Raw genomic sequence first — 12,123 nt, 5'->3', positions numbered from 1 at the left:
AATTCTGTACAAAGAATACACATGGGGGAAACATTGCAGTTTGCAATGTTTTTGACAATGAGAAATTAGCTTGAGGAACGCTCATGCAGATCGGAATCCCAACCGAAACTGTCGTCGGTGAAAATCGTGTAGCTGCTACGCCAGAGACAGTAAAGAAGTTGATTAGCGCTGGTCATAGCGTTGTGATTGAACGTGGTGCTGGTGTAAAGGCTGCGTATATTGACAGTGCTTATGAACAGGTCGGTGCAACCATTACGGATGATGCCTATACGGGTAGTCAAATTATTTTGAAAGTTCGTGCGCCACAAGGCGGGGAAATTCAAAAACTTGCAGCAAATACAGCTGTTGTAGCAATGTTTGATCCTTATCGTAATACCGAGCTAGATCAATTTGCTAATCAGCAAGTATCTGCTTTTGCTCTGGAATTGCTTCCTCGTACGCTTTCTCGTGCACAGAACATGGATGTATTGTCTTCTCAGGCAAACTTGGCTGGTTATAAGTCAGTTTTACTTGCTGCTGCCGAATATCAACGCATGTTCCCAATGCTTATGACTGCTGCTGGTACTGTGAAACCTGCACGTGTTGTGATTATGGGGGTTGGGGTTGCAGGTCTTCAGGCGATTGCTACTGCAAAACGTTTGGGTGCAGTTGTTGAAGCAACAGACTTACGTCCTACAGCTAAAGATCAAGTTGAGTCTTTAGGTGGTAAATGGTTAGACGTACCAATGTCTGAAGAAGAGCAACAACGTGCGGCAGATGCAGCAAAAAATGGTTATGGCTGGATGCCGGGTGAGCAATACATTAAAGACCAAGCTGCGATTGTAGATAAAGCTGTTTCTAATGCCGATATCGTGATTACAACCGCATTGTTGCCAGGTCGTGATGCACCGCGTCTGATTAAAGCTGAAACTGTTGCCAAGATGAAACCGGGCTCTGTCATTTTAGATATGGCTGTTGAAACTGGCGGTAACGTTGAAGGCTCTAAAGTTGGCGAGACTGTGTTTACAGAAAATGGTGTGAAAATTTTGGGTATTCCAAATATTCCAGCCACTGTTGCGACAGAAGCTTCTGCATTATATGCACGTAACGTTTTTAATTTCGTAGAGACTTTATTCGACAAAGAGAAAAACTTTGCGATTAATCAAGAAGACGAAATCCAAAAAGCCCTATTGGTCACTCATGGCGGTCAAGTGCTGCTTAAGCGTGGTTAAGGAGATCTCTCATGGTTGAAACTATTACAATTTTCGTCCTTGCCATCTTCGTAGGTTATTACGTTGTTTGGGGTGTTACACCAGCTTTGCACACGCCACTTATGGCGGTAACCAATGCATTGTCATCAATTATTGTTGTTGGTGCGATGCTACAAACAGTGGGTCTACCTGTTTTAGGTGTAGATGCTAATGTTGCATTTCAAAGTGTGAATGTGGTGAGTGTACTGGGTGCGATTGCAGTATTTTTAGCAAGCATTAATATTTTCGGTGGCTTCGCAGTAACTGCGCGCATGCTGGAAATGTTCAAGCCTAAGCAAAAGAAATAAGAGGGCTTTGACATGGAATTTATTCAAGCAAATGCAAACTGGTTGTACCTTGTAGGCGCAATCCTCTTTATCTTGACGCTTCGTGGCTTGTCTGGCCCTAAAACAGCAATTCAAGGTAACCGTTACGGTATGATCGCAATGGCGATTGCAGTTGTGACAACCTTCTTTGTTGCCAACAACCCAGTGATCTGGATGATTGGTGGTGCAATGGTGCTTGGCGCGATTGTGGGTATTGCACGTGCACGTACTGTACCAATGACTCAAATGCCTGAAACTGTTGCACTTATGCACTCATTGGTAGGTTTGGCTGCGGTTTTAATTGCAGTTGCTGCAATTTTGCATAATAACCAGCTTACAGCATTGTTTGCTCAAAATGAGGCAGCATTAACAGCGGCTGGCGTGCAACATGCACACATGAGCAAGGTTCACCTATTTGAATTGTTTGTTGGTTGTTTCGTTGGTGCAATTACCTTTACAGCATCTGTATTTGCTTACGGTAAATTGGCTGCGAAAAAATGGGCTAAAACAATCTCTGGTGCATGGGTTAAACCTGTTCAAGCACTTATCTTTGTTGCGATGTTGGCTTGTGGTTTCTACTTCTTCACAACTGGCAACATGACTGCTTTCTGGGCAATGACAGCACTTGCACTTGCATTTGGCTGGGTATGGATTGCACCGGTAGGTGGTGGTGATATGCCTGTTGTGGTATCGCTTCTTAACTCGTTCTCTGGTTGGGCAGCAGCAGGTATTGGTTTTACACTAGAAAACAACATGTTGATCGTTGCAGGTTCGCTTGTTGGTTCATCTGGTGCGATTCTGTCTTACATCATGTGTAAAGCAATGAACCGTTCAATCATCAACGTATTGTTTGGTGGTGCAATGGGTGGTGCGGCAGTTTCGACAGCTGCTAAAGGTGAACAAGTTCAACGTAACTACCGTTCAGGTTCTGCTGATGATGCTGGCTTCTTAATGTCAAATGCAGACAGTGTTGTGATTGTACCGGGTTATGGTATGGCGCAAGGCCGTGCACAAAATGCTGTAAAAGAGTTATGTGAAATTCTGAAAGAGCAAGGTGTTCGCGTTCGTTTCGCAATTCATCCAGTTGCAGGCCGTATGCCTGGTCATATGAACGTATTGCTTGCTGAGGCAGACGTAGCATATGAAGACATCTTGGAAATGGATGAGATTAACTCGGATTTCCCTGCAACAGACGTAGTACTTGTCATTGGTGCAAACGACGTTGTAAACCCTGCTGCGAAAGATGATCCAAGCTCGCCGATTTATGGTATGCCGATTCTTGAAGCTCATAAAGCACGTACAATCATGGTGATTAAGCGCTCTATGGCAACAGGTTATGCTGGTCTAGACAACGATTTGTTCTATAACGAAAAAACAATGATGATCTTTGGTGATGCTAAGAAAGTTGTTGAAGATATGACTAAAGCAATTAATGGTACAGGTCACTAAACTGGCCTAATCAGGATTTTAAAAGCCACCCTAGGGTGGCTTTTTTTATTAAAGGTATTGTAGTGCTGTGACGTTGAATCTATCAACGAATAAAATGAATTGATTTTGGTGACTAGAAGCAAGATTGGCGCTATTTGAAAAAATGAAAATATCTTATAGACTAAAAATACTGATAATAATGCACTCATGCATATCTTTAAATTATGATTGAAGTCACAGTTCAAGAAGCACATGAAGACTATCCAATAAAAAAGATTATATTAAATGATTTAGATGTTGGTATGGAGCGATCTATTTGGGTATCTTCCAAAATTACCTGTTTAGATAAAGATAATAATTTTATCTATGAAGAAATAACCATAATTAATCGTTTAAATCGTATAGGTATAATTGAAATCTATGCAGGAGAAAATTATAAACTGGTTGCCTATCAAGAAATTTTAAATGATAGAACAAAGAATATGTCTAGAGTAGATGATTATATTTTTATGGATGATAAATTCATACTGATGGCGAGTTGTATAACTGAATTTAATAAGGATTTATTAGGATCTAGAACCAATCACTTCGATAGAAATGGGAATTTATACTCTTATGAAATAAGTAATTATGAACTACATCATTCTCAAGAATATGGTAAGAATGGTAGGGAGTTGGGTTTCTGGAATCTGCATTTTATGGAGCATGAAGATATTTATAGAACTACAGCTAGTGTAACTCGTGAGTTAGAACAAGGTGTAATTGAAAAATATAGAATTAATGATTAAAACTCTAAATTAATTAATGGTACAGATCGCTAAATTACTTTGAAATAAAAAACCACCTTCGGGTGGTTTTTTTTGCTTTTGGGGATTTAAAGAAAATTTTCTACTAAGTCGATTGATTGTTGGTAGAGATCACGTGCCAGTTGCTGGTTTTTAGCATGTGACGATTTCCAGTCAGGCATATGTGCACTGACATATTCGCCATTGCGGCTTTGCCATGAGTCTCCAATTGCCATTTCCGTAATAAGTTTTGCAGGAACTGAAGTTGGAACTAAGCCTAATTTCATGGCCGCATAAACTGGTTTTGGTAAATCGCGATAAATATCTGAAGCGACACCACCAGGGTGTAATGCATTATTTGTAATTGTACTACCAGTAAGTTGTTCAGCTAGTGCATTGCTGAAGAGTAAGTTTGCAAGCTTGGATTGCCCATAATAGAACAGGGGGTTGTAAAAACCTTCTGCACGAAATTTATTAGGTTTAATTGAACCAGCCCAATGAGCAATAGATGCAAGATGAACAATACGTGCTTGAGGAGATTGTTGTAAAACTGGGAGTAACTTTTGAGTAAGTAAGAAATGACCTAAATAATTAACGCCAAATTGTTGCTCAAAACCATCTGCTGTGAGCTGTTTTGTTCTTGCAAATAACCCAGCATTATTAATGAGTACATCAAGATTGCCATATTTATCTGCAATTTCATCTGCAGCTTTTCTGGTTAACTCAAGACTGTTTAGGTCAAGGGAAACGATATCGACTTGCCCTTGGTCAAGTGAGCGCAGTTTGTTTTGTGCTTCTTGAGCTTTTTGAGGGTTTCGACACGCCAAAATGACATGTTGCCCTTGTTTTATAAGTTGTTCTGCTGTGGCAAAGCCAATTCCTGTGTTGGCGCCTGTAATGAGTATCTTCACTTTTTAGTGCTCCAGTTATGCTATTTATTGATGAGACTTTAAGAATGGTTATAGTGCTGTAATTTTGACAATTTGTCATGTCAAATTTAAAAATGGCTGATGACTAGCTCGTAAGGTAGGCTTATAAGAAAATGATAACTCTATTATTCTATAATTTTCTGGAAATATTAAAATCTAACTTTTTAATTTTATTGAATTAAGTTTAATATATTGATCTTTAAAATTTATAAATCAAATAAAATGAACATAGATGAGATTAGGGTAAAAATTAATCAACTTTATCTTTGGGATGGTTACCAGCGCGAAGCTGCACTCCGACAATTATCAGGATGTTTCGAGCCATCCTTATTTCCACATTTGCTACGTAAATTAAGTGATTATGTGCAAGTTAATAGGCATCTCGCAGCTCGTCATTTATTAGAGTGGGCAGAACGGTCAGATTGTGCGGATTTATGTATCACTTATTTTTTAGACATTGAAGCAATTAAAGGAAGAATTCGAATTGTAGGAGAGATTGAAGATATATTGATGGATAAAATTCATCAAAATTTAGATAAAGTAAAATTGGTTTTATTGTCTAGACAGGGGAAATTGAGTAGAGCTTTATTTAATTATATCCAATCTAACCAATTAATTATTGAATCAGAGTTGCTTGAGATTGCTAAAAATGCAAATGATCAGTGGATTAGGTACTATTGGATTAAGTTTGCTGTAAAGCAGAATCTAGACTTTTTAAGGTCGGAATTTCGACAATCAAAATATGTAGATGTAAAAAAAGTTCTTTTGAATCGTTTGTTGGAATTAGATGCATTAGATAATGAAATTTTGCTGTTTGCTTTAAATAGTAAGTACTTATCTATTGTGGATTTTGCTATCTTTGTATTGAAAAATCGTAATTTTGATTTTAATAACTATTTTATGCAATTTCAAAATAATCAGCTTGAGAATACAAGTGTAAAAAAATGCTTATTACAAATGATAATTTTAGAATGGAATAAACAGGATTTTTATTTATATATAGATAAGTTAAATGATAAGTCTATTTTATTTATGATTTTATATAGAGCGCTTAAAATGAAGTATATTTCATTGGGCGAAGTAATTAATTTGTTCTATCGTAAAAAATTAAAGCTTCCATTTTATTTGCTTCAGAAAATTACTAAGTTGAGTACTGAGCTTAAAGAGGTAGACGAACTTTATTTACTAACTACAACACCAATTAGCTTTGTACAAAGATTAGAATTTTTTGAGAACTTATCTTTTTGGGGTAAAGTGGAGTGGTTGATTCATATTGAGAAATATTGTCAAACAGATGATGAAAAGGAAGTGTTGAGGGATTCTATTAAAATGGTACTGAATTTGGCTAAATACCAATACTATGCCCCTTTATGGAAAAAAGAGGACAAGGAAATATATTGGATCTTGTTTCAAAATATGGGGAATATTTTAAATCTCATAGAAATATACCCACAAGAATATGAAAATTTAAAAAAACTAATAACCAAATGATATTAAAAAAGCGGCTCAAAAGAGCCGCTTTTTTAAAAGCAAAAATTTTATGCGACTGACTCTGGGGCAGTACGCCATAAGCTTTCTAAATCATAGAATTTGCGGGCAGTTGGTAGCATCACGTGTACTACAACAAAACCAAGATCAATTAAGATCCATTCGGCATCTCGTTCGCCTTCAACGCCAATCGGGCGGAAACCAGCTTTTCGAGCTTCTTCTGCAACATTGTCAGCAAGTGCTTTGACGTGACGAGTAGATGTACCACTCGCGATGACAATAGCATCCGCAACGTTGCTAATAGAACTAACATCTAACTGTAGAATATCTTTTGCTTTTACATCAACTAAAGCGTCATGGACGACTTTGAGACAAGCTTGTACGTCTTTATTTGAGGTGTTCATTGCGAAATCGTGAGAATTAGACACGCTGGGCGATGGTTCTAAATTCATATAGGGTATATTTTCCTGACAATTACTCACTATCTAATATAGTGGTTTTCGCGCTAAATTTCAAACAAAACTAGTAACAGTTTATATATTTACATCATCGGAAAAATATTTCTTTTTCCATGTAAATGACTGATTTGACCCGTTTTTAGGCTTGTATTCTGCCGCAATGTAGCCTTCATAAGCGCTTTGCTTAATCCAAGAAAAAATTTGTTCATAAGGGATTTGAGCTGTGTCGGGTTCATGGCGTCCCGGACAATCTGCAAACTGAATATGGCCAATCTGGTGAATATTTTCTTGTAAACCTTCAAGTACATCTTCACCCATCATTGCCATGTGGTAACAGTCATACTGCATTTTTAGGGCAGGGTGATTGACTGCTTCGAGCATTTCTTGGGCTTGGGCAATGTTTTGTACTAAAAAGCGTGGCATATCTGTGCCATTAATCATTTCAAATACAGGTTCAATACCCTGTTCTGTAAGTAAATGACAGGCCAATTTTAAATTGCTTGCGAGTGTTTTAAGGCAAGGGAGTAGGTCTGAATCTTGAGGTTGCTTACCTGCCAGAATATTAACACGAGGTACTTTTAAGGCAGTGGCATAGCGAATAGCTAACTCTAGTGCTTCACGAAATGCTTTTTCTTGACCCGGTATACCTGCCAAACCATTTCCACCCTGCATAAGATCACCAGCAGGAACATTAATTAAGCATAAACTTAGGTTGTAACGTTCAAGTTGGTCTTGAATATCGGAAATGGAAAGTTCGTATGGGAATTGGATTTCTACATGTTCAAAGCCCTCTGCATGGGCTAATGCAAAGCGTTCAATTAAAGAAACTTCGGTAAAAATCATGGATAAGTTAACGGCAAGACGACCCATATACAAACTCCGTTTATTATTGCTCTACTACTTGAATCATAGTAGCTAAATCTTTCTCAGCAAAGCCATTTTTTTGGTGAGTTTGTAGCTGTAATAGAGCTTTTTGTGCAACAGGGATGTCTAAATTAACATTCTTAGCTAATGTTACCGCGTTGTTAAGATCTTTAGATAATGTTTGAACTTTCCACTGAATAGGCTCGAATGTATGAGTTGCCATACGTGGTGCAAGTATTTGAAAAGGCTTTGAGTCAGCAAAACCACCGGCTAGGGCGGGAGCGAGTAATGTCGTGTCTACACCTGCACGGTCTGCTAGTGCTACAGCTTCAGCAATAAGAGCACTGTTTGCTGCCACAATCAGTTGATTGCAAATTTTAGTGGCTTGCCCCGTACCTGTATCGCCCATACGTGTTACACGTTGGGAAAGCACATTGTAAACAGGACTTAAAGCTTCAATAGTTTGAGCCTCTCCACCTGCAAAAATGACAAGTGTACCTTGTTCGGCACCAGCGGTTCCCCCCGAAACAGGAGAGTCAATCCATGTCGTATGTTGTGACGCGGCAGCCTGAGCAAGTGCTTTTGTTGCAGCAACGGACAGGCTTGAAAAATCGACAATAACTTGATTTGCTTTTAAATGAGGCTGGATTTGTTCAAATACGGCTTGCACAGCTTTATCGTCAGCTAAACAAGTTAAAACTATAGGGTATTGTCCGATGTTTGAAAGATCGAGAGCGTGTGCGCCAATATCGATAAGTTCTTCACAAGCAGATGCTGTTCTGTTCCAGACAGCAACTTGAAAACCTGCTTGAATAAGACGGCTAGCCATGCGGCTTCCCATAAGCCCTATGCCTAAAAAGGCAATAGGTGTATTACGATCAAAATTCATCTTCAATGCTCTTATCTATATTGGCGTGGTAAAAATTTAACTTCCGGATGTTTATCTTTTTTACGAGCAAGTTTGCTATTTTTACCAAGTAATAATTTAAGTTGCCAGATTTTTTCTAGACGTAATGATTTTTCTGGTTGATGCTCCATTGCATCTAATACGCGTTTTGCAGCAGTCAAAGCATCTGGTGAGCGTTGCAGCATTTCTGAGGCAATCGCATTTGCTTTTTCTAATGGATTTTCACTTAAGTGAGTTACAAGGCCAATATCTTTTGCATAGTTTCCGTCAAATACACGGGCAGTTAAGGTCAGCTCTTTTGCAAGATCAACACCTATCAAACCCTTAAGTGAGCGGGTAAGTCCCATATCTGGTACTAAACCCCAGCGACTTTCCATAATCGACATTTTAGTCTCTGGGTGAGCAATACGGATATCGGCAGCCAGCGCAAGTTGCATCCCCGCACCAAAACAATAACCTTCAAGTGCGGCAATCACAGGTACAGGTAAGTTCTGCCAAATTAGAAATGCTTTTTGGAAAAGGCTTTGTCCCGGCTTTACAAGTTCCCAAATCGCAAATGCGGAGTTCTTAGGATTGTTAAGGTCAGATAAATCAATACCAGCACTAAATACTTGTGCTTCACCAGTTAAAATTACACAGCGGATATCTCGGTCTTTCTGTATGGCTTTAGCCGTTGAAACGAGTTCTTTAAGGAGGGCAAAACTCATGGCATTACGTTTATCGGGACGGTTTAGATAAACTGTCGCAATGCCATTATTCTTTTCTATACGTAAAAGTGCCATGAAATTCCCGCTTATTTTTTTATCGATAAGCGGAGCATAACATGGCTTGAAATTGGAAACATGACAGGTCAGTCATGCCTTTTTTATAGATTCTTGTTTAGTCCGGTATCACCAAAATTTGATGAGCTGCACTCTCTACTTCTTTAATGACAAGTCCTAACTCATCAAAACGTTGCATGACTTCTTCGATGAATCCGTCATCGGCTCTACGACGCTCTTTACGTAATGTCGAAACAAACTGTTCGAAGTCACCAGTGACTTGTTGAAGTTTTGGCGTACCGACATAGCGAGTTGCACCGTAGAGGCGATGTAACACATGTTCAAGCTGAGGGAAGTCTTCCAGCTCAATGAGCTGCTGCATTTCATCTAACTCAGTTGGAAAACTGTCTACCAGCATTTTAAGTAAGTCTTGAGCAAGATCTTCTTTATTTGCAGCCAATTGTAGGCTTTGCTGCCAGTTTAATATGTCTGGGTCTAATGCTTCGGCAACAACATGATGATCTTTATCTAAAGCTTGCGCAGTGAAATTGTTTTTGGTCCATTGCGTTAAAATCTGAATGATTTGCTCCATTTGAATTGGTTTGGTGACATAGTCATTCATACCCACTTTAAGAAGCTTTTGCTTTTCATCAGCAAGGGCATGGGCTGTTAATGCAATAATTGGAAGCTGCATTTCGCCATCTAGCGTTGACTCTAGCGAGCGGATCGCGCGCGTAGTATCAATACCTGACATAACCGGCATTTGAATATCCATAAACACTAAATCAAACGGCTTGAGTTTTTGGTCAATGCGTTCTTGAATGATATTTAGCGCCTCTTGTCCACTTAAGGCTTTAGTGGTTTTAACATTTAACTCACCTAACAATGCTTCTAAAACAATTAAGTTTGGTAAGTGGTCATCGACCGCTAAAATATGTAAACCCTGACCATTAAAGTCTTGTTGTTCCTCTTCAAAAATAGGTTGGTCACTTAATAATTGAATGAGTCCGCTACGGCTTAAAGGTTGATAAAGTGGGCGAGCGCGATATTCAGTGAGCATGTTTGGCTCAAGTGTCATTTGATAGCCGTAAACTGCTAAGTTGCCTTGATAGCGACTACGAATTTCTTTAAGTAAAGCCTCAGTATCGCCGCTATGATCAACAATAAGCCATGTGTTGTCTTTCTGATCAAGATGCTTTAAGCGGCTAAACAAGTCCAGAATCGACTGCGTTTCGATATGTGGAACTTGGTAATTTTCAAGATAGTATCGTAAAACACTTGCCGTTGCTGGATGTGCTAAATAAGACACTACTTGTAAGTGTTCGAAGTGAGGGTGTTCTATCTCATGCTCTTCATCTACAGCAAACTGTGCAGTAAACCAGAATGTTGAACCTTTTTCTGTTGGTGCACGCTCTTGGTTATCTTCAAAACCAATTTGACCATGCATGAGATGAACCAGTTGTTTGGAGATTGCGAGACCTAAGCCTGTGCCACCAAATTGACGTGTAACAGATGCATCACCTTGTGAAAACGACTCAAATAATTTTTTACGGTCAGTACCGCTTAAACCAATACCACTGTCTTGAACGCTAAAATGCAGCAAACATTGACCAATGTCGTCATGTTCCATACGTACACGAACAATAATTTCGCCGTCTGGCGTGAACTTGATTGCATTTGAAATTAGGTTGGTTAAAATTTGCTTAAAGCGTAAAGCATCCCCAATGACTTCTTGAGGAATGTTGTCTGCATAATAAAATGCCATAGCAATATGCTTTTGGGCAGCCAAAGGTGACAACATATCCATGACATCGAAAATAGCTTCTTCTAAATCAAACGGTGCTGTCTCAAGCTCTAATTTACCTGCATCAATTTTTGAGAAATCTAATACATCGTTAATTAATGCTAATAAATGGGCAGAAGATTTTCGAATAGTTTGTAGATAGAGATTTTGTTCGTTACTCAGGTTTTGTTGGCGAAGTAATAAATGAATAAAGCCATCAATACTGTTAAGCGGCGTACGAAGCTCATGACTGATATTGGCAAGGAAAACAGATTTTGCCTGATTTGATGAAATGGCTTGGTCACGTGCCTGACGGTAAGTAATATTTTGAACTTCGAGAGTATCTAATGTTCTGCGTAAGTCTTCTTCGGTTTGTTCTGTGTGTTCTTTAAGTTCTAAAAAACTAAAATGTAGTCTTTTCACTACACTTGCGATATCGCGCTGCAGTAAGCGTAATTCACCAGTACTGTTAATAACCATGTGCTGGTCTAAAGTATCTGCATTAAGTCGCTGTAGCTGCATCCGAATTTCGTACATTGGTGCAACCCAACGGCGAGAGAAGAAATTTAGACAGAGCAAAAGTAATAATAAAGTCATTAGACTGGTAATAACTAACGCAATCAGAATGCGATAACGTGCCAATTCTAGTGGTTGATTATCCATTTCAATCACTAGCCAAACAGGGGCTTTCCCTGTGGTATTGCTGACTCGAATACCATAAATGTTGTTATTGTTATAAGAGATCGGACCAAAAAAACTATTGTTTTGCGTAAAGTTAGGCCAGTAACGATTATCTCGGTAACCTACACTTAAGTATGTTTGACCATTACTATCAATTAAAGCAGCACGCTTTAAATCTTTTTCACTGAACATGCTTTGCATAATGTTTTGTGCATGATCATATTCATCAGGTTTTAGCTCTACCAGTGTGTAGAGGTTTTTGGCGATTTCATTATAACGAGCCAAAATAGCCGAAGCGTGATGCAGTTGCTGTTGTTTTGCAGAGTGAGAGGTTTCAGTTAAAACCAGAAAAGCACCAACACCGGTTAAAATCATCATGGGCACAAAAATAAGAGCAATCAATTGCCCATATGCATGATTCAGACGTAAGCGTTTCGATAAGGTTTTATTGAAATTAGACATGGCTACATCGGATTGATCTCTC

General features: G+C 38.8%; 11 protein-coding genes. 5 read left to right on the top strand and 6 right to left on the bottom strand.

Annotated features, from left to right (window positions below; translation table 11 throughout):
* The first annotated feature begins 83 nt into the window (after positions 1 to 83).
* The 4 genes from ACH8JV_RS02980 to ACH8JV_RS02965 all read left to right on the top strand — a co-directional run bounded on the left by ACH8JV_RS02980 (position 84) and on the right by ACH8JV_RS02965 (position 3,771).
* Positions 84 to 1,211 carry a Re/Si-specific NAD(P)(+) transhydrogenase subunit alpha gene (locus ACH8JV_RS02980; RefSeq protein WP_396519644.1) on the top strand — a complete coding sequence of 376 codons (1,128 nt, stop codon included), beginning with the start codon at positions 84 to 86 and terminating at the stop codon, positions 1,209 to 1,211.
* An 11-nt stretch (positions 1,212 to 1,222) separates the two neighbouring features.
* Positions 1,223 to 1,537, top strand: a complete 315-nt coding sequence (locus tag ACH8JV_RS02975) for a proton-translocating transhydrogenase family protein (protein WP_000230434.1) — start codon at positions 1,223 to 1,225, stop codon at positions 1,535 to 1,537.
* Between the two features lie 12 nt (positions 1,538 to 1,549).
* The gene (locus ACH8JV_RS02970; RefSeq protein ID WP_106440434.1) at positions 1,550 to 3,004 is read left to right on the top strand and encodes an NAD(P)(+) transhydrogenase (Re/Si-specific) subunit beta; all 1,455 of its coding nucleotides are present in this window, start codon (positions 1,550 to 1,552) and stop codon (positions 3,002 to 3,004) included.
* Positions 3,005 to 3,207: 203 nt separating this feature from the next.
* Positions 3,208 to 3,771, top strand: coding sequence for a hypothetical protein (locus ACH8JV_RS02965; protein WP_396519642.1), 564 nt, complete (start codon positions 3,208 to 3,210; stop codon positions 3,769 to 3,771).
* Between the two features lie 86 nt (positions 3,772 to 3,857).
* Here the strand turns inward: ACH8JV_RS02965 and ACH8JV_RS02960 are convergent, their stop codons facing one another.
* Entirely contained in the window at positions 3,858 to 4,679 is an 822-nt protein-coding gene (locus ACH8JV_RS02960) for an SDR family NAD(P)-dependent oxidoreductase (protein ID WP_396519640.1), read from the bottom strand.
* 240 nt (positions 4,680 to 4,919) lie between these two features.
* Here ACH8JV_RS02960 and ACH8JV_RS02955 point away from each other — a divergent pair, with 240 nt between their 5' ends.
* Complete coding sequence (locus ACH8JV_RS02955; protein ID WP_396519638.1) at positions 4,920 to 6,188, top strand: hypothetical protein; 1,269 nt, start codon at positions 4,920 to 4,922, stop codon at positions 6,186 to 6,188.
* Positions 6,189 to 6,235: 47 nt separating this feature from the next.
* Here the strand turns inward: ACH8JV_RS02955 and rsfS are convergent, their stop codons facing one another.
* The 5 genes from rsfS to ACH8JV_RS02930 form a co-directional block, all read right to left on the bottom strand.
* Entirely contained in the window at positions 6,236 to 6,637 is a 402-nt protein-coding gene (rsfS, locus tag ACH8JV_RS02950; RefSeq protein ID WP_001047580.1) for a ribosome silencing factor, read from the bottom strand.
* An 81-nt stretch (positions 6,638 to 6,718) separates the two neighbouring features.
* A complete protein-coding gene (locus ACH8JV_RS02945; RefSeq protein WP_348884821.1) occupies positions 6,719 to 7,513 on the bottom strand; it encodes a TIM barrel protein in 795 nt (264 codons plus the stop codon).
* Positions 7,514 to 7,529: 16 nt separating this feature from the next.
* Positions 7,530 to 8,396: an NAD(P)-dependent oxidoreductase gene (locus ACH8JV_RS02940; protein WP_396519636.1), complete on the bottom strand. Its 867-nt coding sequence runs from the start codon at positions 8,394 to 8,396 to the stop codon at positions 7,530 to 7,532.
* Positions 8,397 to 8,407: 11 nt separating this feature from the next.
* On the bottom strand, positions 8,408 to 9,196 hold the full coding sequence (locus ACH8JV_RS02935; protein WP_016803787.1) for a crotonase/enoyl-CoA hydratase family protein: 789 nt from the start codon (positions 9,194 to 9,196) through the stop codon (positions 8,408 to 8,410).
* A gap of 97 nt (positions 9,197 to 9,293) precedes the next feature.
* The gene (locus ACH8JV_RS02930) at positions 9,294 to 12,101 is read right to left on the bottom strand and encodes an ATP-binding protein (RefSeq protein ID WP_396519634.1); all 2,808 of its coding nucleotides are present in this window, start codon (positions 12,099 to 12,101) and stop codon (positions 9,294 to 9,296) included.
* Between the last annotated feature and the right edge of the window lie 22 nt (positions 12,102 to 12,123).

It is taken from the genome of Acinetobacter sp. ABJ_C5_2, assembly GCF_044538485.1.
GTDB lineage: Bacteria > Pseudomonadota > Gammaproteobacteria > Pseudomonadales > Moraxellaceae > Acinetobacter > Acinetobacter nosocomialis_A.
The sequence above is the reverse complement of the archived record's forward strand: the minus strand, read 5'-3'. Positions and strand labels throughout refer to the sequence as shown.

Excerpts from the sequence above, each read along its gene's own strand:
- ACH8JV_RS02940 (WP_396519636.1), bottom strand. The coding sequence starts at position 8,396 with ATGAATTTTGATCGTAATACACCTATTGCCTTTTTAGGCATAGGGCTT.
- ACH8JV_RS02970 (WP_106440434.1), top strand. The coding sequence starts at position 1,550 with ATGGAATTTATTCAAGCAAATGCAAACTGGTTGTACCTTGTAGGCGCA.
- ACH8JV_RS02980 (WP_396519644.1), top strand. The coding sequence starts at position 84 with ATGCAGATCGGAATCCCAACCGAAACTGTCGTCGGTGAAAATCGTGTA.
- ACH8JV_RS02965 (WP_396519642.1), top strand. The coding sequence starts at position 3,208 with ATGATTGAAGTCACAGTTCAAGAAGCACATGAAGACTATCCAATAAAA.
- ACH8JV_RS02935 (WP_016803787.1), bottom strand. The coding sequence starts at position 9,196 with ATGGCACTTTTACGTATAGAAAAGAATAATGGCATTGCGACAGTTTAT.
- ACH8JV_RS02955 (WP_396519638.1), top strand. The coding sequence starts at position 4,920 with ATGAACATAGATGAGATTAGGGTAAAAATTAATCAACTTTATCTTTGG.
- rsfS (WP_001047580.1), bottom strand. The coding sequence starts at position 6,637 with ATGAATTTAGAACCATCGCCCAGCGTGTCTAATTCTCACGATTTCGCA.
- ACH8JV_RS02930 (WP_396519634.1), bottom strand. The coding sequence starts at position 12,101 with ATGTCTAATTTCAATAAAACCTTATCGAAACGCTTACGTCTGAATCAT.
- ACH8JV_RS02975 (WP_000230434.1), top strand. The coding sequence starts at position 1,223 with ATGGTTGAAACTATTACAATTTTCGTCCTTGCCATCTTCGTAGGTTAT.
- ACH8JV_RS02945 (WP_348884821.1), bottom strand. The coding sequence starts at position 7,513 with ATGGGTCGTCTTGCCGTTAACTTATCCATGATTTTTACCGAAGTTTCT.